The organism is uncultured Draconibacterium sp., from assembly GCF_913060805.1.
Taxonomy (GTDB): Bacteria; Bacteroidota; Bacteroidia; order Bacteroidales; family Prolixibacteraceae; genus Draconibacterium.
In genome coordinates, this window is sequence record NZ_CAJXTC010000024.1 from 34759 (window position 1) to 57587 (window position 22829).

At 39.7% G+C, this 22829-nt stretch carries 11 protein-coding genes; all 11 read left to right on the forward strand.

The genetic code is table 11. From position 1 onward, the window contains the following. Positions 1-59 precede the first annotated feature (59 nt). The 11 genes from QZ576_RS14785 (at position 60) to QZ576_RS14835 (ending at position 22774) form a co-directional block, all read left to right on the forward strand. Positions 60-1358: a TolC family protein gene (locus QZ576_RS14785; RefSeq protein ID WP_297098509.1), complete on the forward strand. Its 1299-nt coding sequence runs from the start codon at positions 60-62 to the stop codon at positions 1356-1358. Between the two features lie 354 nt (positions 1359-1712). After that, on the forward strand, positions 1713-2861 hold the full coding sequence (locus QZ576_RS14790) for an AraC family transcriptional regulator (protein WP_297098511.1): 1149 nt from the start codon (positions 1713-1715) through the stop codon (positions 2859-2861). A 217-nt stretch (positions 2862-3078) separates the two neighbouring features. After that, on the forward strand, positions 3079-6201 hold the full coding sequence (locus tag QZ576_RS14795) for a TonB-dependent receptor (protein WP_297098514.1): 3123 nt from the start codon (positions 3079-3081) through the stop codon (positions 6199-6201). Positions 6202-6212: 11 nt separating this feature from the next. Next, complete coding sequence (locus QZ576_RS14800; RefSeq protein ID WP_297098516.1) at positions 6213-7793, forward strand: RagB/SusD family nutrient uptake outer membrane protein; 1581 nt, start codon at positions 6213-6215, stop codon at positions 7791-7793. Positions 7794-8234: 441 nt separating this feature from the next. Further along, entirely contained in the window at positions 8235-9107 is an 873-nt protein-coding gene (locus QZ576_RS14805; RefSeq protein WP_297098518.1) for an alpha/beta fold hydrolase, read from the forward strand. Between the two features lie 17 nt (positions 9108-9124). Then, a complete protein-coding gene (locus QZ576_RS14810; protein WP_297098520.1) occupies positions 9125-11527 on the forward strand; it encodes an alpha-L-rhamnosidase C-terminal domain-containing protein in 2403 nt (800 codons plus the stop codon). 10 nt (positions 11528-11537) lie between these two features. Continuing rightward, positions 11538-13646, forward strand: a complete 2109-nt coding sequence (locus QZ576_RS14815; RefSeq protein WP_297098522.1) for a family 20 glycosylhydrolase — start codon at positions 11538-11540, stop codon at positions 13644-13646. Positions 13647-13678: 32 nt separating this feature from the next. Then, entirely contained in the window at positions 13679-15811 is a 2133-nt protein-coding gene (locus QZ576_RS14820) for a hypothetical protein (protein ID WP_297098524.1), read from the forward strand. 14 nt (positions 15812-15825) lie between these two features. Beyond that, a complete protein-coding gene (locus QZ576_RS14825) occupies positions 15826-17958 on the forward strand; it encodes a hypothetical protein (protein ID WP_297098526.1) in 2133 nt (710 codons plus the stop codon). Positions 17959-18002: 44 nt separating this feature from the next. Further along, positions 18003-19430 (forward strand): DUF1593 domain-containing protein, encoded by a 1428-nt coding sequence (locus QZ576_RS14830; protein ID WP_297098528.1) that lies wholly within the window; start codon positions 18003-18005, stop codon positions 19428-19430. A 53-nt stretch (positions 19431-19483) separates the two neighbouring features. Further along, positions 19484-22774 (forward strand): glycosyl hydrolase, encoded by a 3291-nt coding sequence (locus QZ576_RS14835; protein WP_297098568.1) that lies wholly within the window; start codon positions 19484-19486, stop codon positions 22772-22774. The last annotated feature ends 55 nt before the right edge of the window (positions 22775-22829 follow it).

The window sequence follows — 22829 nt, forward strand, 5'->3', positions numbered from 1 at the left end:
GTAGTTTATTATTTGGCTTCCTTTACAAAAAATTATCAGCTTTTTACAAAAATATTATCATGAAAAAATTAAAATATATAATTCCACTACTCATTCTATTAATAACGGGTAGTGTTCAGGCGCAACAAAGTTTATCATTAACAGATGCTATAACCATTGGTTTAGAAAACAATTACGACCTTCAGATTATTAGAAAGAATGAGCAAATAGCCAGTGTCAATAACCACTGGGGGAATACTGGTGCTTTACCATCTGTTAATTTCAATCTGAATGGGCGAGAAAATTTCAATATAAACGACAACGAAAATTATCGCACACAAACTATCTCGCCCGAGGTAAGCTTAAACTGGGTAGTTTTTAATGGTTTTTCAGCAAAAATTACAAAAAGTAAACTCGAAGAGATGGAAGCCCAGTCGCATGGAAATACGGCGGTTTTGGTCGAAAGTACTATACAGGATATTATTGTTGCATATAACAGCTGTTTGTTGCAAAAAGAAGTGGTTGATGTAATGAAGGAACTTAGCGATCTGTCGGAAGATCGCTATCGTCGGGCAGAAGATAGCAGAGAAATAGGTGCCAGTACTACTTATGAGATGCTACAGGCAAAAACCTCGTGGCTGGAAGATCAATCGACTTATTTGCAACAAAAAGTTGATTTCGAAAACTCGATACGGACTTTAAATTATGTTTTGGGCGTACAAGACGATATTGTATGGGAATTCACGAGTGAATTGGAAACTACCATGCCCGAATACTCTGTAGAAGACTTGAAATCCAAAATGTTATCGAATAACCAAACTTTAAAAAACCAGTATTTAAACCAGAGTTTACTGGCCAAAGAAACTGAACTAGCAAAAAGTAATTTTTACCCTTCTATAAGTGTAAATACCGGTATTGGAAATACCTGGATGGATAATTATTATTCAGGCAGTACTCCTAATAACGGGCAAAACTCTGCCAGTGCTTATGTTGGGGTAACCTTGTCGTTTAATATTTTTAACGGAGGAATAACACGCCGGGGTATTCAAATTGCTAAAATTAATGAAGATGTTACAAAGGTTCAAACCGACCAGATGCAACATAGCCTAAGCAATCAGCTAGTACAATTACACAGTAACTTTAATGTACAAAAGGCGGTGCTTGAACTAGCCGAAGAAACGGTTTCTACTGCACGTTTAAACCTCGATTTATCGGAAGAAAAGTTAAAAAGCGGGGCAATTAACTCATTCAATTATCGCGATATTCAGGTGGTATATTTAAATGCCGTTGTATCAAAATACAGAGCAATTTATAACTTGATTCAGTCCAATACCGATTTACTTCGCATTACTGGCGGGATAATTAGTGAATATGAGTAAACTGAAATCATCTTAACAGATCTTTAAAAATATCATTTTTGCCTCACTTGAGGGAGGTAGGGGGCTGATAGCAAAACAAACTATTATCATTATTTCATGAGATGTATTAATAGTCATACATTCTTATTGTGGATTGATTTGTTATCTTTATTAATATACAGGAAGCTATTGGAGATGTAGGTAGTTAATAAATTCCTTACATTTATAGAAGTAGGAAAAAGAGTTTTGATTCTAACATAAAACCTGCAACATTTGAATGTTCAAAATGCTGTAGATGGTTATTTTAATTTATATTCGGCTAAAATCGATGTGAAAAGGTACCTCAATTCCTAATATAATTTAAGGTTTGTCTTGATGGAAGTAAAAATGGCAATTATATATATCGGAATGGCTCACTGTTTGTTTGCAACTTTGTTGGTTTTCTCAAAAAGACCATTACGTATTGCAGATAAGATATTGGGAGTTTGGTTGTTGATGTCTTCTTTTCTGTTTATTTTTAATTTTTTGATTGTATATTACAATATACAAAATTACATCTGGCAAATACCATATCTATTAACAATTACTTTTCCCGAATTTCTTGTTCTGTACACTATTTTTATTACTTCCGGTGATAGTAAATTCAGGAAGAAATACATATTATTTTTTATTCCATCATTAGTTGCTTTTATTGCAATTTTCTTTTCCTATATCGCAAATCCAGGGGAATTCTTCTCTCTTGACGTTAGAGAATTAGGTTTACCTTCAAAAATGTTAACTTATCTGTTATACCTCACACTTACAGGATATTCACTTGTTGCATTGCTGCTTATTTATTTCTATAAGAAACGAATTAGCCATTCATATTCTTTCGATTCTTCAAAAATTAACCTATCCTGGTTAATTGTGGTTATTGTAGGATACTATTTAACGAATGGTCTCCTGGTCGTATTAAGTACTTACTATTTTAAAGCATTTAACTTTGATGGATTTACTGATATTGGAAATGCAATACAATTATTATTTATATACCTGTTAAGCTACTTTGGATTTAGACAACAATACCTGATTACGGACAGAAAACCTGTTGTGTTAAGTAAGTTTCTTTTTAAAGATTCGAGTCCTGATAAATATCAAAAATCAGGTTTGAAGGAGATTTCAAAAGTTGAGGAATACTTAAAGAAACTAGTTGATGATATGAATAAACTTGAGCCATGGAAAGACAATGAACTATCTGTTGCCAAGCTTTCAGAGATAACCGGAATTCCGAGACACTATATTACACAAATACTAAACGACAATCTGCAAAAAAACTTTTACACATTTGTAAATGAATATCGTACGGAGCATGCTAAAAAATTGATTGTATCACCAGATTATAGTCATTGGTCTATAGTTGCTATCGCTTACGAAAGTGGTTTTAACTCGAAAGCGGCATTCAATAACTTTTTTAAAAAATACACTGGAATAACCCCCTCTGAATTTAAAAAGAACCACATTGTAGTTCCAAAAAAACACGATTAGTTAGCTATTATACATTTAAATCTGTGTTTCTTTTATTCGTGTAACTTTCAGTATTATAGTCTCCTACAAAATCGAGACGTCTAATAATTGCAAAGTCAAGACGTATATTTAATGCGGCATATGCATTGAGGCGTCAGTGTTTTCCTAATTGTATAAGATTGTTCCTGAAACGAAAGCGATGCGTAATTCGCTTGGGAATTAATTAAATCTTATATTTATGAAAAATCACAGAAATTGGGCTTTTCTGCCCATGCATGGAAAAACGTTAAGGTTTCTTTTTGCATTAGCACTCTGTACGCTGGTTACAATGAGTGTTTTTTCTCAGACTAGACCCATATCAGGGATGGTTACCGATTCAAACGGAGAACCTCTTCCCGGGGTAACTGTAGTTGTTAAAGAAACTACGATTGGTATTACAACAGACTTTGAAGGAAACTATTTACTTCAAGTTCCAGCTGATGCAAAAATCTTATCTTTTTCATTTGTTGGGATGAAAACTCAGGAAATTGAAATTGGTTCACAAACACAAATTAATGTTGTGCTCGAGGAAGAGACAATAGGTTTGGACGAAGTTGTTGCAATTGGTTATGGTGTTCAAAAGAAAAGCAACGTAACCGGTGCAATAAGTAGTGTAAAGGGAGAAGAGTTGGCTAGTACACTTGGATCAAACGCGGCTTCAGCAATTCAAGGTAGAGTTTCCGGCGTACAAGTTGTTAATAACTCAGGAGCTCCAGGTGCCACACCTACTCTAAGAGTGCGTGGTTATAGCTCGAATGGGTCGAGTGATCCTCTTTATATTGTAGATGGTCTTAAAGTGAGCGATATTAGCTATTTGGAACCAAGCAGTATTGAAAGTATGGAGGTTCTAAAGGATGCCGCCAGTGCTGCAATATATGGAGCCGAAGCTGGTAACGGTGTTATTTTAATTACCACCAAATCAGGAAGCCAGGGACAGACAAAAGTTATTGTTGATGCGCAATGGTCTTTTTCCAATCTTGCCAATAAGGTAGATTTGTTAGATGCTGAGCAGTATTCGCAATTTTATACCGAAGCATTTGGTGATGTCTTTACATCTCTTTACAACGAGCACTACATTACAGGAACTGATACAGATTGGCAAGATGAAATGTATGAGACTGGCCTAATGCAGAAGTACAATTTAAGTTTGCAGGGAGGAAACAAATCAGGAAAATTCTTTATTTCTCTTGGTTACATGGATAATGATGGAATGGTGAGGTTAGACAGGGACTACTATAAACGCTTTACCGGACAAATTAATTCAAGCTATAACATTAAGCCATGGTTAGAAGTGGGGTCTAATAATACCATCACTAGTGTTAATAGTTCTACTTTATCTGAAAATAACGTGCAATATGGTATGATGAAAGATATTGTGCTTGCAGATCCACTGACCCCTGTTTTTTACGATTCAAATAATTTACCGTCTCGTGTTCAGACGGTTATTGCAAATGGTTTGCATCCTATAACCAGTGATGATGGGAATTATTATGGTTACAGCTGGGCACGCGATGGATTAAATCCTTTAGCCGCTGTTCAAACCAGTAATACGGCGAATAAAACTTTCTCGGTTAATGGTATGACCTATGCAAACATTAAACCGTTTAAGAATTTTGTCTTTACATCTCGTTTAGGATATACCCTCGGCAATGTGGCAAACCAAGAATATAATCCAACACGATGGGATGGTTACTTTAAGGATGTAGATGCTCCCCTTGTTTTGAAATCACAGCAAGTTGCTGCCAGATATTATCAGTGGGAGAACTTCATTAATTATATGCTTGAAACTGAACAAGCTGGGAATTTCTCGATTATGGCAGGAACAAGTTACATCAACAAAGAGTATAATATTGTTGGAGCACAAACAAACGAGCTGTCAAGTGAAGAGGATAATTTCGTCTATTTAAATTATAGTACCACGAGCGCTAATGATTTTGTCACGGGAAATCTATCCTACCAACGTCAGATTGCCTATTATGGACGTTTAAGCTGGGATTATATGAATCGATACAATGTGCAGGCCAACTTTCGTGCTGATTCATACGATGCTGCCTATTTAGACCTTGATCACAATTGGGGATACTTCCCATCTCTATCTGCCGGATGGACATTCTCTAATGAGAACTTCATGGAAAATATTAAAGGTAACTTTTTTACTTATGGTAAGTTACGTGCCAGCTATGGTATTAATGGATCTATAAGCAACCTTGGGAATTACATGTATGCCGCTACTCTCCGCACTGGTCAATATGATCTTGAGGGGAATACCGCAAATATGGCGTACTGGTTGGACGACCAATTGTATCGGGGAACTTATCCTAATTCCGTTTTAGCAAATCCTGAGTTACGCTGGGAGCGCTCAAAACAACAAAATTATGGTCTTGATTTACGATTTATGAATGATAGGCTAAGTACTACGATTGAATATTATTATAAGCTTACAGATGGTTTACTTGTTCAATCGGTAGCACCACTTGTAACAGGAGCAGAAACCGTTTTTCAGAATCTTGGCGAGGTAACCAATAGCGGATTAGAGCTGGAGCTTACATGGAAAGATAAAATTGGAGACTTTAGTTATGAGGTACGGGGAAGTTTTGCCACAGTAAATAATAACGTGAAAAAATATCGGGGAGAAGGAATACGTATTCAAGGTTCGAGAATGCTTGCTGCCAGCAGCTATACAACGTTTTTTGAAGAAGGGTATCCATTATGGTATATCAGAGGGTATAAATTAGATGGAGTTGATGCGACTACCGGAGCTCCTGTATTTGCCGATCTTACAGGTGAAGGCGAAATTACAGAAGCTGATCGTACCGATCTTGGTAACGCTATACCAGACTATACTTATGGTTTGACTTTATCTGCTTCATATAAAAATTTTGATGTAAGTATTTATGGAACTGGAACTTCTGGAAACAGCATGGTGTATGCAATGATGAGTACTGCAGGAAATGAACAAAGTAACCGTCCTGCGTTTCTATACGAAAATCGTTGGACCAGCAGTAATTCCCAGGCTTCGCTACCTTCTCCTCTTTATCAGATGAATGATCCTCGTTTCTATAATTCAGATGCGTTTGTGTTCGATGCTTCTTTCTTCAAAATTAAACAAATACAATTGGGATATAAGTTACCCAAAAAGCTGATGGATCCAATTGGAATGGAATCAGTTCGGGCATATGTACAACTTGATAATTTCTTCACATTTACAGACTATCCGGGTAGTGATCCTGAAACTAATGCATATAATAGTGCAATGGCTCTTGACTTCGGAAGTTATCCAATAGCCAAGTCTGTATCATTTGGTTTTAATATCACATTTTAAAAAATAAGACGATGAAACATATATTTAGTTCAATTTTAATATTCATTCTAGTTGCAGTTTCTGTAACGTCATGTAATGAAGATTTGCTTGATATAGAGCAGCAAGGGGTTATGGGACCTTCTACCTATCAGACGGGAGATGATACTCAGGTAAAACAATTTATATCAGCTGTATATGCTCTGGTTTTGGGAGATTCATACCAGTCAGTTCTGGCGGGTGGACAAGCAAGCTACCGTTCTTTACAATACGAAATGGCTCGAATGAGTGCAGAATCTGCCAATTATTACGTTTATCAGGAAGGTTCCGATGCGGGTACCTATTCATATATCTGGTCATATTATTATAAGATTGCTTATTACTGCAATATGATTCTGGAAGGTCTTCCGGAAAATAATGTAGCATCAGAAGATGTGAAGTCTCAGGTAATAGCTGAAGCTCGTACAATCCGTGCTATTGCAATGATGAATCTGGTTCAGTTATATGGTAATCCACCACTAGCAGATCATGTTATGGATGGCTCTGAGTTGAATACTCCTGCCTCAGAATCATGGGCGTTTATTGAAAGCGAACTGGAAGCTGCTGCTAATGACCTTCCAACAAAACCAGGGCTTGATGGACAAGCAGCAATTGGTGGCCGCCTAACTAAAGAAGCTGCCTATGCTTATCTTGGAAAAGCACAATTGTGGCAAGGCAAGTACAGCGAAGCTGCCAATACCTTACATAGTAAGGTAATAGCCACAGGGTTGTATGAGTTGAATGATAATTTTGCTACACTTAACAGTTCAGCCGTAGATTTTAGTGCTGAAAATATTTGGGAATTTAACTTTAGTGATGATCCTAGTGTAGCAACTGCTCAAGGAGGAACTTTTGATATCGCATGTTATTCACCTGCTGTTTCGGTTTGGTACTTTAAATATGCAAGTATTCTATTAGGTTTTGGTTTAGGATCTTATCCTTCAGCTGATTTTGCAACATTTCTGGAAACCCATGACGGTAAAGACAAAACACGTTATCAGGAAACGTTAATGGACTATAACACTGCAAGTATGATGGGATATGTGACTCTTCCAATTGATGAATGTGAAGGGTACATAAAAGTAAAGGACATGTGTTTGGCTGAAGATTTGGTTGGTGACTTTCCGTACTATTTCAATAAACGGAGTGTTGTTTACATGCGTTACGCAGAGGTGTTGTTAAATTATGCTGAGGCTGTTGCTATGGGAGGTTCAGAAGGTGCTATGTCTGGACTTGAAGCACTCAATCTGGTTCGTAATCGTGCAGGTCTTGAAGATGCTCCTGCACTGGATATGGATAATGAAGAATATGGTGTAAAGGCTGAGCGTCGTGCAGAACTGTATGGTGAAGGTCATCATTTTATTGATCTTGTGCGTTGGGGTGATGCACCTCAGGTACTTGCAGATTGTGGTAAACAGGGTGTAACATTTAATGGCCTTAAAGAGGACGGAAGTTTTGATGTGGTTACCTCAAATACCGGAGGCCCTGGTTTTAAAAGTGGTAAGAATGAACTTTTTCCAATACCAACAAGTGACTTAAATAATAATCCTGAGCTTGTTCAAAATCCTGGGTGGTAAGTATTGATAATTATCAGATGATAGTGAGGCTATTGTCCATAGATAGTTTTGGTTAGAAAAAGAGGTGGTTAAACACCACCTCTTATCTTAAACTTTGTTTGATACAATTTCCTGCATTATATTAAAATTATAGAATGATTATAGATTTTGTATTCATCGCGGATGCTTAAATGTTTGGAAAATTTTTTCAAATACCACGAGAAATGAAAATAGTCTATTCGCATAGATAGTTAGTTAGAGAAGAGGTGGTTATGTGAACGGCCACCTCTTTAAATCCAAGCGGAATGATCAAATTTGCTTGAATCGTTTAAGGAAAAAGTAATATCAAATATGGGATTAAAATATAGATCACTGAAGCATCAGTAATATTCCTCTGTCGACTTAGAACCAGAGCAACTGTGTGGTATCGAAATTCTTTAGAGTTGGAGAAATTACAGAAGGATGAAAAATGTAAATAACATAATTTTATTGGCAATTGTCCTGCTAATTTATAGTTGCCAGTTTGTTCCTAAAAATCCATTGGATTTTGGGGAGAATGACAAATATTCAATTGAAGCGATTAACTGCGTAAATACCGAGAGTAAAAACATTTACGGTGTCGCCTATATCCCAAAAGGAGAACAGGATCAGAAATACCCATTAGTTATATTATCACATGGTTACAGCAGTTCGCATATGTTTCTCACAAGTTATGGTACTGCATTGGCCGAAAATGGTATTGCCTGTTATACTTTCGATTTTTGTGGTGGTTCCAATCTGAGTAAAAGCGATGGAAAAACAACTGAAATGTCGGTATTAACCGAAAAGGATGATCTGGAAACAGTGTTAGCTGCATCAAAGAATTGGTCGTTTGTTGATACACTCAATATATTCTTAAGTGGTGAAAGCCAGGGAGGATTTGTTTCAGCTCTTGCAGCTGCCGAATGCGAAGAAGAAATAAGAGGTATGGTTTTGCTCTACCCAGCCTTTCACATGCCGGATGCCATGAGGAATGAATTTCCTGACAAGCAAGGAATAAAAGACGAAATGGACTTTCCGAATAAGATGAAAATAGGCCGGTGCTATGTTGATGCACTCTATAATATGGATGCATTTGAAGTAACCAAAAACTTTGATAAAGAAGTACTACTCATACATGGTGATAAGGACAAGGCAGTTCCCCTTTCCTATGCAGAAAGAGCCGCAAAGGAATATCCATTAGCCACTTTAAAGGTCATTAAAGGAGCTGGACATGTGTTTATTTTTAAGAGACACAGAAACAAGGCAATCAAATATTTTTTGGAATATATCAACAAGCAGGTATCAGAAAAATAAAAGAAGTATAAAAAAACATGAGAAATCAACTCAACTTTCGAATAAAATTCATCATTGCAAATGTATTGTTTTTAGTACTAGGTATAACGTTACATTCATTTGCACAAAATACAAGTCAGGATATATTTGATCATAACTGGGATGCAAGCTGGATTTCGGTACCGGATATTGATCCCAACGGCTACGGTGTGTACTATTTTCGAAAGAATATTGAACTCAGCTCTATCCCGGAATCTTTCCCGGTTCATGTATCAGCTGATAATCGATACAAATTATTTGTGAATGAACAGTTGGTATCACTTGGGCCTGCACGAGGAGACCTTTTACATTGGCATTACGAAACGGTAGACTTAGGTCCCTATTTACGGCCCGGAAAAAATATTATTGCAGCACAAGTATGGAATGAGGCAGAATATAGAGCTGAAGGACATCTATCGATGCAAACTGGATTTATTCTTCAGGGAGGCACAACAGATGCTGAAGTTTTAAATACAGATGAATCATGGAAATGTATCCATGATAAAAGTTATAGCCCAGTGCCGGTTCGCATGGAATTGTTTTATGTGGCCGGGCCAGGTGAAAAAATTGATATGGCTTTGCAGCCTGAAAACTGGCAAACATTATCGTTTAACGACTCGGCATGGGAGAATTCAGAAGTTCTATTTCCCGGAATTCCGAAAAACATTTTAGGTTATCATGGAGTTTTGGATAGTTGGTTGCTTGTGCCGTCTGCTTTGCCGCAAATGGAACTAACAGAGCAACGTTTCCTGCAAATTCGCAAGTCTGATGGACTTTCCATCGCAGATTCATTTTTAGAAGGAAAAGCTCCGGTAACAATACCTGCAAATAGTGACGTTACAATTTTACTCGACCAAACTTTTCTTACAAATGCCTATACAAGTTTGACTTTCAGCGGTGGAAAAGATGCGGTTATTAATATTGGTTATCAGGAAGCACTGTTTACCGAATACCCTGCAAAAGGTAATCGGAATGAAGTAAATGGAAAAATACTGCTTGGAAGAAAAGACGAAATACTAGCTGATGGTTCGCAAAACCAACGCTTTACTACCCTTAATTACAGAACCTATCGTTATGTGCAGTTAAACATTACAACAAAAAATTCTCCGCTGATACTGGAAGATATTTATGGCACATTTACGGGCTATCCTTTCCAATTGAATGCAAAACTGGAAACCAGTAAACAGGAATTGCAAAAGATGTTTGAAATAGGATGGCGTTCAGCTCGATTGTGTGCTATGGATACCTACATGGACTGTCCTTATTATGAACAATTGCAATATATCGGTGATGGTAGAATTCAGGCATTGGTTTCGTTATACAATAGCGGCGACGACAGGTTGATACGTAACGCCTTAAATTTGATGCAATATTCGCAACAACCGGAGGGCGTAACGGCTAGTCGCCATCCATCGGTAACACCGCAATATATTTCAACGTTTTCGTTGTGGTATATTGCCATGTTGCACGATTACATGATGTATGGTAACGATCTGGATTTTGTTGCCGAAAAGCTTCAAAGTACCCGAAATGTGCTGGAATTCTTTGAAGGATATGAAAACGAAGACGGCTCGTTGAAAAATTTGCCATACTGGACTTTTACCGATTGGGTATTTACCGACGGTTGGGAGGAGGGTATTGGCCCCATTGGAAAGGATGGAAGTTCGGCATTGTTGGATTTTCAGTTGTTGTATGCCTTCCAGGTGGCAGCCGAATTAGAACAAGAGTTGGGAATCAGAGAATTGGCAAAGAAATATACCCAGAAGGCAGCTTTGCTCGAAGCGACCATTAAGGCAAAATACTGGGATAAAAACAGACAGCTCTTTGCCGACCGTATTGAAAAAGACAAGTTTTCGCAACATGCAAATATTCTGGCTATTCTAACCGGAGTTTATACTCCTGAAGAGGCTAATAAAACGGCACAGAAGATCTTAGATGATAACACTCTGGCGCCAGCTTCTATTTACTTCAAATTTTACCTTCACCAAGCACTTACAAAAGCCGGTTATGGCAACGACTATTTAAATTGGCTTGGTAAATGGCGGGAAAACATAGCGATGGGATTGACAACCTGGGCTGAAACCTCAGAGATTCACGATACCCGTTCCGACTGCCATGCCTGGGGATCAAGTCCGAACATCGAATTTTTCCGAATCATTCTTGGAATCGATAGCGATGCGCCTTGTTTCTCTAAGGTGAAAATTGAACCGCATTTAGGCGATATCAAAGAAATAGGTGGTGAAATGCCACATCCGAATGGAAAAATTAAAGTTTCCTATAAAGTTAATAAAGGCGGTTTAAATGCAGCTGTTCTGCTTCCTCCAAATACCTCCGGAACGTTTACCTGGAATAATAAAGTTTATGAACTATCAGAGGGGAAAAATTCACTCGTTTGTAACTAAATCTAAAAAAATGAATAAAAAATTAATCTTGATTCTCATCATGTTTCCACTTAGCTTTACAGGCTTTGCTCAACGGCAATCACTGAATGTAATGCCTTATCCCAATAAGGTTATTGTGGGTGAAGGTGTATTCAGAATAAATTCGGATTTTGCCATATCCCTTTTGGCTGCCGATAATGATAAAACAGCAGCAGATGCAGCAAATCGCTTTTTAATAAGGTTACGACAAAAAACGCTTGTTTATTTTAATCAGGCGAGGATTGAGTCAGGTAATAATCCGACTAATCCAAATATGTCAATTCAAATCAATACAAAAGTTGAGTCTTCAATTTATGCGGATGAATCTTATGAATTGAGCGTAACAACAGGTAGAATAGAGTTAAAGGCGCCAACTACGATTGGAACGCTTCGGGGATTGGAAACGTTAATTCAATTGGTAACTGCCGATGAGAACGGCTATTATATCCCGGCAGTTCAAATATCCGATGAGCCCAGGTTTAAGTGGCGGGGAATGTTGGTTGATGTAGCCCGGCATTTTTTACCCATCGAAATTTTGAAGAAAAATATCGATGCGATGGCTGCCGTAAAACTCAATATTCTTCATCTTCACCTTACCGACGATGAAGGTTTCAGAGTGGAATCAAAGCTATACCCAAAACTTCATCAAATGGGTTCGTATGGAAGATATTATACTCAAAACGAGTTAACCGACCTGGTTAAATATGCTTCCGAAAGAGGAATTACAATTGTTCCTGAATTTGACCTTCCGGGACATTCGCGCAGCTGGTTTGCCGGTTATCCCGAGTTAGCGAGTGCGCCTGGCCCTTACAAGCCCGGTCCCCGATTTGTATTCGATGCCGATGCTCCCCGCGAGGAACTGGCAGCGGCTGTAAACTCGGCACCAACACCAACTATTGATCCAACCAGGGAAGAGGTTTATGAATTTTTGAGTAATCTGTTTGGCGAGATGACGGACATTTTTCCTTCTCCCTATTTTCATATTGGTGCCGACGAGAACAACGGTGCAGCCTGGCGGCAGAATCCCAACATTGCGCAGTTTATGAAGGAAAATAAAATGGAAAATACGCATGAATTGCATAGCTACTTTGTGGGGCGGGTATACGATATATTTAAGAAACATAACCGTAAAATGATAGCATATCAGGAGGCTTATTCTGAAGAATTACCTAAAGATGTTATTTTTCAGGCCTGGATTGCACAAGGTGGACCAATGCAAGCCGTTCCTCCTCTTGAAATTGCCGAAAAAGGAAATACTGTACTTATTAATACCGGTTTTTACATCGATCTGTTCTTTCCCTCACATGTGCATTATATAAACCCGGAAATTCCCGCCGAACCAATTGAAAATGTTTGGGGTGGAGAAGTGGCGTTGTGGTCAGAGCTGGTTGATGAGAACTGTTTTGAAGGAAGAGCATGGCCACGATCAGCGGCTGTGGCTGAACGACTTTGGTCTCCGGCAAGTATCACAGAAATTAATGATATGTACAGAAGGCTTTACAAATTGAGTGATGAACTTGAGCAAAATGGTTTAAATCACCGTTTGAATGCAAGAAGATGGTTGTCAGTTATGGCTAACGGAACCTCTCTGGATGCTCCTTATACCATTTTTGAGATTTTAGCTCCTTTCCAGGGGTATAGAAGGTTGGCAACGACAATGATGCAACCGGCCAGTTATACCTACGAAACTGTACCACTGGTTAATTTGCCTGATATGGTTGACGTGGATTCAGAAGTGGAATGGAAATTCAGAGAACAAGTTGAAATTTATCTGAATGAAAAGGAGCCAAAGGCAAAATGGGAAATTGAAAATCAACTGAAGAAATGGAAAGATGCCTCAGTACAACTTAAAAAACAAGTTGGACAGGCTCCAAACCTGAAAATACTTAATGCGTACACAGATAGGATTATCAAAGCAAGTGATATTGGTTTGATGGCATTGAAAGTGAATCTAAGTGAAACAAAAAAAGAGGAAGCATTGCAACAACTAAAATCTATGAAGTTAAGAACGGATGTAGTTGAAATAAGAATCCTTGATGAGATAGAAGCTTTAGTGACTGGCAAACTCACAGAATTATCAACAGAGTATAAAATGTATTAAACCTAAAACATCAACATTTAATCAAACTAATTATGAATTTTAAAATACAAACATTATTCTATCTGTTTTTAATGGCAGTAGCCTTAAATATTGAAGCACAGGAAATAAGCTCCGTGTCGACAAACGGTTATGAAACAGAAGATGAACTGTTTAGTGAACCCTATATCGACAGAAATGAATGGCGAGATACTCCAATCGGGCACCATTATGTGCACGGGGGGTTTGAAGGAACCAATACCAAATTCTCCTTTTATTTTCCCGTAAAAGAGAAATACGATGGTCGCTTTTTTCAATACATAACACCAATTCCAGATAATGAAAATCTTTCTCAGAATGCGCCTACTCGCGAATCGGATAAAATCAGTTTCGCCATTGAGAGCGGTGCCTACTTTATTGAAACAAATGGTGGCGGCCCGTTGGACTTTTCAAATCCGATGGCAAACGATGCTACCATCGGGGCATATCGTGCGAACGCTGCGTGTGCCCAATTTTCAAGAGTAGTTGCCAAACAGCTTTATGGAGGTGAACGTCCGTATGGATATGCATTTGGAGGTAGCGGCGGTTCTTTGCGTACCATTGGCAGTATCGAAAATACATCGGGAGTTTGGGATGGTGTAGTTCCATATGTGATGCCAACTCCTATGTCAATCCCAAATTCTTTTACAGCTGGAATGTTGGCTGGCAGGGTACTCAAAAACAAAACATCAGAAATTGTAGATGCTTTGGCAGCAGGAAGCGAAAAAAGTGTTTACGATGTGCTGGAAACTGCTGAGGAAATTGCAGCATACTATGAAATAACGGCGTTTGGTTTTCCTCCAGGAGCATGGCGAACAGGCCAATCAGAGGGGGCCGGATTGGGAGCTTTTGCCTTGATTCTCCCCACAATATTACAAATGGATCCGGGGTATTTTACCGATTTCTGGACTAAACCGGGTTATGCTGGTTATAATCCATCGGAATCCTTAAAAAAAGATCGTGTTCAGTTAGTCTCAAAAGTTGAGAAGATAATATCCGCAGAAGAAGCCATGGAAATGGGGCTGGAATATGATCCGTTTGGTGAAGAATCAAGAGGACTGGCAGCCAATGCATGGAAAGGATTAATTCAAAAAGATGCGTCGGGAAATATACCAGTTGCGATTCAACTGAAAGCAGTACCGGAGAACAAGACTGGTTCCTATGACTTGATTGTAAACAGTGGAGTTGTCAAAGGTCAAAAACTAAATATTCAGTGGATAGACGGCAATATTGTGATATTAACGGTGGGAAACAATGAGGCAGCCAAAAAGTTGAAAGTTGGCGATGAATTAAAATTTGATAATTCAAATCTATTGGCCGTTTCTTATTACCATCGCCATCAGGTTCCTGGAGATGAATACTATGTTTACGATCAATACAAAGATGCAAATGGAAAGCCGATTTATCCACAACGTCCGATGTTGCTGGCTCCGATGTTTGCTGCTGCTGCGTCAGGATCTGTTCCTTCCGGTAAATTTGAAGGAAGAATGATTGTTGTTCAGAATATGAACGATGGAGGTGCGCTTCCGTGGCATGCCGACTGGATGAAAAGTAGAGTAAAAGAAAATCTGGGAGACGAGCTGGATGACCATTTCTGTATCATGTTTACTGAACATGCCAATCACGGAGATTATCCTTCACAACCTGATCCAACTCACGACATTGTATACCTCGGGGTTTTACACCAGGCATTACGCGATTTAAGCGCTTGGGTGGAGGATGGGATTAAGCCCATGGGTACCAACTATGAGGTAGAAAACGGACAGGTAATTTTACCGGAAAAAGCAAATAAACGCGGAGGTATTCAACCTGTAATCAAGGTTAAAGCTAACGGAAAAGAGCGCACTGAGATAAAGGCCGGTGAAACAGTAACCCTGGAGGCAATTATAGAAGTTCCAAAAAATGCAGGGAAAGTGGTTCTGGCAGAATGGAATTTTGAGGGTGGAAAGGAGTTTGTTGCCGTTGATAACATTGTCCGCTATTACACAAATTCATCGGGTACAAAAGCAAAGGTTCGGACAACCTACACCTATAAATCCCCCGGAACATATTTCCCGACCCTGCAAGGAGGATCGGAACGCTCAGGTAATTTGGAAACACCTTTCGCTGTAATTAAAAACCTGGGCAGTGCGAGAGTAATTGTTAAATAGATATAGAAGATCACATGAAAAAAACAAAATTTGTCAGTTATTACATCGTATTATGTTTCTTTCTTACAGGAACATTTAAAGCGCTGGCTCAAAACCAATCATCCCTGCTGGGAACTGATTTTGCAAAAGATTTTACATTGCAGGACACGCTTTTTAAAAAGCCTTTTATTGATATAGATGAGTGGCGGGAAAAGCCGGTGAAACATCGATATGTTCATGGAGGTTTTGATGACGGGACACGCTTTTCATTTTATTATCCTGAAAAGGAAGATTACACCGGTCGTTTTTTCCAATACATAACGCCTTTCCCCGATAGCGAAACATCGGCACAGGCGCATCCCGGAGATGTCGGCCCTATTGGTTTTAGTATTTCGCATGGGGCATATTTTGTGGAAACTAACGAAGGTGGAAAAATTGACTTTGCCGATCCTTCCACATTTAGAGATCCTTCAATTGGTGCATATCGGGCTAATGCTGCATGTGCAGAGCTATCGCGACATATCGCAAAAATAATTTACGATTGCGATCGTCCCTATGGATACTGCTTTGGAGGTAGCGGAGGAGCATTCAGAACGATAGGCGGAATGGAAAATACCGATGGGATTTGGGATGGAGCTGTTCCTTTTGTTATGGGTTCTCCCAATGCCATTCCCAATGTATTTGCAGTTCGCATGTATGCTTTACGAATTCTAAAAGATAAAATGGCCGACATAGTGGATGCATTAAGGCCAGGCGGAAGTGGTGACCCTTATGCAACCTTAACTGTAGAACAGCGCCAGGTACTGCAGGAGTGTACGCGAATGGGATTTCCGATTAAATCGTGGTATGGATGGGAGTACATGGATGCACATGGTTTTTTGGTGTTATATAAAAGTATTGTGGCAATGGATGAGAAATATTTCCATGAAGACTTTTGGAATAAACCGGGGTACTTGGGTTATGATAATCCGGCTTCATTGCAACGCGATCGCGTGCAAACCAAGGGAGTTGTCAAGCAAATTATTGGTCAAACAGAAGCCGAGGAGCTGGAACTTGTAAAACCGCTTTCGGAGGCTGATCGTGGAACGGCTGACCGTGCTTGGGCCAGCATGGGCTCCGAAATTGAAGATAAACCTGTTGTTTATCAAATTGATGTTGATGTTAAAGATATTGGCATGGGAGGAGATCTTTTTATTCTTTCTGGTGAAGGAAAAGGGCAGGTTCTACAAATTACCGCAACCAATGGAAAATATGTGGTTTTGGCTCCTGTAAATGAACCTCATTTACTAACCTATTTGCATGTAGGTGATTCTATTCAGGTTGATAATTCTGATTTCCTCGCGGTTGAAACGTATTATCGCCATCAGATGCCTACACCTGATTATTATGTCTGGAATCAATTTCGAGGATACAACGATGTGCCAATTTACCCACAGCGTCCTTTTTTGGTAGGACCCATGATAACAATGGGAGCTTCTGGAACCGTTCCAGAAGGAAAGATCAATGGCAAAATGATTCTATGCTGTTCAGTATGGGATCGCGAAGCTTTTGCGTGGCAGGGCGATTGGTACAGAAACAAAGTAAAGCAACATCTTGGAGATAAAACTGACAATAACTTTCGCCTATGGTACACTGACAGGGCGACGCATGGCGAAGTTGATGACCCAACCGAAGTGGTTTCATATCAGTCGACCCTTTATCAAGCTTTGCTTGATGTGAGTGCCTGGGTTGAAAAAGGGAATGCACCATCAAAGACATCAGCCTATAAAATTGAGAATGGCCAGGTGCAGTTATTACATAACGGGAAAAAACGCGGAGGAGTACAACCTGTTCCTTATGCAACTATTGATGGGAAGGAGCGTGTTGAAGCTAAAGTGGGTGAAGAGGTTAGTATTCATGTAGTTGTTGAGGCCCCAGAAAACACTGGAAGGATAGTGGCAGCAGAGTGGTGTCTTGATGACTCAAAACAATTCACATCTCCGGTTGATTTAAGTAAAGCTGCTTTTAGTGATGGTGGTAGCCGGATCGAGTTTGAGAAGGTGGTAAGTTTTGAGGAGACTGGAACTTATTTTCCAACAGTTCGTGTTGCTTTGCAACGCGAAGGTGATATTGAAGCTTTGTACACCAAAATTCAAAACCTTGGAAAAGTTAGGGTGGTTGTGAAGTAGTTGGTAGCTGACCACATAGGTACAGAAAAAATAATTTAAGAACTATGTATAGAAATGTAAAATTCATTCTAAATCTCGCAATAGCTATTCTGATAAGTAGCAATGTGTCTGCTGGGCAAATCGAAAAACCCCGGGTAATAGTAATGACAGATGGCGAAGTGGATGACCGTAGTTCAATGGTTAGGTTTCTGCTTTATACAAACGACATTGATTTAGAGGCTATTATTCAAACCAATTCTGTTTATCAAAAGATAGGATGGAGTTCGATCGGATGGCTCGAAGAACAAATCAATGCTTACGAAAAGGTTTACTCAAATTTAAAAATACACGATTTATCTTACCCTGCTCCTGATGTATTAAAGAGTATGATCTATGTGGGCGATGAGGATTCTTCGCATATAGTTGTTGACCCATATTCCAGCCGACGTATCCCGGGTATGGAACCGCTTATCAATCCTTCAAATTGGAATGATACACCAGGTTCAGATCGAATCGTGGAAGTTTTACTGGATGATGATCCCAGACCGGTCTTTATCCAAGCCTGGGGAGGAGGTAACACAGCTGCACGCGCTTTTTATAAATTAAAGACTCAATATCCTAAAGATTACTCCAGAGCCATTTCTAAAGTTATTATGTATAATATTTGGTATCAGGATGGAGCCGGTAGCTACATCGAAAAGGCCCATCCGGAAGTAACTATGCTGCTCTGTCACTATTTCGATGGTACCTGGGCCTATGGTAGTATGGCTTTTACAGGTTCTTTTGTCGATGATGATGTGAAAAATGGTCATGGATCGTTAGGTGCACTTTATCCCCAGGATTACATTAGTGAAGGTGATTCACCTGCATTCTTATACACGTTGGGTAATGGATTAAGAGGTTACGAAGATCCAACCTGGGGTGGATGGGGAGGTCAGTTTTATAAAGTTGAAGGTTGCAAAAATGTGTATCGTGACGTGGATAGAGGTTCATACCTGAGGTGGATTGAATATGTGAATCGGGATTTTAAGAACCGCCTGGATTGGTGCGTATCTGAATCTTTTGAAGAAGCAAACCATCGACCAGAGATTGAAATTATCGGTGACCTTGACCGGACAGTCAAGTCAGGAGATCTGGTTGAGATAGATGCTCGCATCAGCGACCCCGACCCATTAAATGTGGATTTACTTTGGGAACAGTATGCTGATGTATACAAACAGTTGGGAATGGATAAGGAGAGATTTGCAGCTTATGCACAAACCTGGCCCAAAGCTGTTCCTCTTTGGTGGCAATTCAAAGATGCCGGTACATATAACGGGATGGTTAAAATTTCTGATCCTGAAAAAAATAAAATTCAATTTGTTGCACCAGATGTTAAGGAAGCAAAAACCATTCATTTGATTTTAGAAGTAAAGGATCAGGGGGCACAGGCCTTGACCTCATTTGCACGGGTTGTTATAACTGTCTTACCATCTAATACTGAACGAAAATAGCAAAAGTCATGAGTGCGAAACGCCTTTTCTTCTTATTATTAATAGTTGTTTCAATGATCTCCTGTTCGAAGAATAACACAGGGTCTAGTGAATTATATGAACAATTTAAAAAACCAGGGAAAGAAGCTCGCCCCAGAGTTTGGTGGCATTGGATGAATGGAAATGTTACTAAAGACGGTATCCAAAAAGATTTACTTTGGATGAAACGAAGCGGAATCGGTGGCTTTCAGAATTTCGATGCCGGGATGATGATGCCTCAGGTGGTTGAAAAAAGGCTCACATACATGACGCCGGAGTGGAAAGACGCCTTTAGGTATGCTACTCATTTGGCCGATTCTCTGGATTTGGAAATGGCAATTGCCGGTTCGCCGGGATGGAGCCAAACTGGTGGTCCCTGGGTCCCAGCCAAAGATGGTATGAAAAAGCTTGTTTGGCGCGATATTCGTGTGATCGGAGGTCATAAATTTGAAGGGGAATTGCCTGAACCTTATACAAATTCTGGAACATTTCAAAACATATCCTTAGCAGACGACGCAACCGCTTTTACATCAGACGGAGAACAAGCTCAGGAATATTATGATGACATCGCTGTTATAGCTTATAAACTTCCTGTAAAAGATATAAATCTGGCAGAATTAAATCCTGAAGTAACTTCAAGCGGAGGTCGTTTTTCGTTAGCTCAGTTAACAGATGGAGATTTAGCAAAAACAAATCTTTTGCCTGTATATCAAAAAGGCGACTACGGCTGGATTCAATTCAAATTCAATCAATCCCAAACCGTCAAATCGATTACATTAGTTGGAGGTGGACTAAGAGATCAGTGGGGTGCTGTTCCTCCTGCCAATACGCGCAATCTTCAAGTCAGCGAAGACGGAGTCGTTTTTCGAGATCTTTGCCAACTTCCTTTAGGTGGAGTTGCACAACAAACTATAAATATCCCCGAAACAACGAGCAGATATTTTAGGATCAACTTTAAAAATCCAACATCCTCTCCATATGCATCCATCGAGGCTTTATTCGGAGGACAAGTATCAGAGGTGAAGGGTACCGAAATCGCCGAAATTGTTTTGCATCCGGTTACACGTATCAATCATACTGAAGAGAAAGCAGGTTTTGCTGCCGCATTCGATTTGGAAGAAAATCCAACCCCAGCGACCTCCGATGTCGTGGATCTGAACACCGTAATTAATCTTACCGACAAGGTTGACGAGAATGGAGTGTTGCAATGGGATGTTCCAGATGGTGCCTGGAAGATAGTTCGGTTCGGGTATTCACTCACCGGAAAAATAAATCATCCGGCTTCGCCGGAGGCAACAGGTCTGGAAGTGGATAAGATTGATGCTCGTGCTGTTCGGGATTATTTCAACAATTATCTTGACCAATATAAGGACGCTACGGGAGGCTTAATGGGAGATAAAGGTCTGGAATACATTATCACAGATAGTTATGAAGCTGGCCAGATGACCTGGACACCGGCGATGGAACAGGAATTTGCAACAAGAAGAGGATATAGTCTGCTTCCATGGATGCCTGTTTTAACAGGGCAAATTATAAAAAGCACAGAAGCTAGTGAGCAGTTTTTGTGGGATTGGCGGAAAACCATTGGTGAAATGATTGCCGAATTCCATTACGACCAGCTAACCGATATTCTGGATGAACGGGGAATGTCTCGCTATACCGAATCGCACGAAAACGGACGACTTTATTTGGTTGATGGAATGGATGCCAAACGCAAAGCAGCAGTACCCATGTCGGCAATGTGGATTTCCAGTGGGGCCGGATCTACGCCGGAAATGGCTCAGGCTGATATTCGCGAATCCGCTTCTGTTGCGCATATCTACGGACAAAACCTGGTCGCAGCTGAATCGCTGACTGCCATGGGCTTGATGGGGAATGCCTGGTCATACTGTCCCGAAAACCTGAAAGCAACTGCAGATATGGAGCTTGCCAATGGCTTAAACCGGTTTGTTATACATACTTCGGTCCATCAACCAATTGACGATAAAATACCTGGTCTAGGATTAATGATATTTGGCCAGTGGTTTAACCGTCACGAAACCTGGGCTGAACAAGCCAAAGCGTGGACCGATTACCTGGCGCGTAGTTCGTACTTGTTACAGCAAGGCCAGTTCGTAGCCGATATTGTCTATTACTATGGAGAAGACAATAATATTACAGGCCTATTTGGTCACCAGCTTCCCGCAATCCCCAACGGATATAATTTCGACTTTATAAATACGGATGCACTGAATAATCTTCTTGAGGTAAAAGACGGAAATCTGGTTACTCCAAGTGGAATGAATTACAAAATATTGGTGTTGGACGAAAATTGTAAAAGAATGTCGCTGGCGGTATTGCGCAAATTGAATAAACTGGCATGTGAAGGGGCAGTCATTGTTGGAAAACGACCTGAGTTTAAAGCCGGCCTACAGGGAGACAACGAGGAATTCAATCGACTTGTGAATGATGTTTGGAATTCGGGAAAAGTCAATGTTCGCGAAAGCGAAAGCATGGAACAGGTGCTGAATTCATTAAGTATTAAACCTGATTTTACATACACCTCAGATGATAAGGTTGAACTGTTGAATGTGCACCGAAAAGTTGGGGATGCAGACATATACTGGGTGAATAGCCGAAGTGGTCAAAGTGAAACTGTAAATGCAACATTTCGGGTCACCGGTAAAAAGCCTGAGATTTGGCATCCGGAAACAGGAGATAAAGAAGACGCATCCTTCGTTATTGAAAAAGGTACAACTACTGTCAAATTGGATTTAAGTCCTAATGATGCTGTTTTTGTTGTTTTCGGAGAACCATCAAAAGTGAATAAAGTTGAACTTCCTGAAAAACAAGAAAAAGAAGTTCATGCGGTGGAAGGCCAGTGGAATGTTGTATTCCAATCAGGAAGAGGAGCCCCTGCATACTCAACTTTCAATAAGCTTGAATCCTATACTGAAAATTCAAATGAAGGTATAAAATACTTCTCTGGAACCGCATCCTACACCAAAACAATTCAGCTATCTGCGATAGATCTTTCAGTTGGAAAATTGTATCTCGACCTAGGGGAAGTGAAAAATCTGGCACAGGTAACATTGAATGGTGTCGACTTGGGAGTTGTCTGGAAAAAACCATTTACCCTGGATATTTCTGGTGCCGTTAAGACTGGCGAGAACAAGCTGGAGGTAAAAGTTGTGAACCTTTGGGTAAATCGCTTGATTGGAGATACACAACCAGATGTAAAAGAAAAAATTACCTATACAACCATGCCGTTTTATCAGTCTCAATCTCCATTACAGCCTTCTGGTTTATTAGGGCCTGTAAGTATTGTTTCGGTAATGAACCAATAGATATTTAGATAAAAAAAGAATTATCGTGAATAGAGTTAAACAAAAATTGAATCAA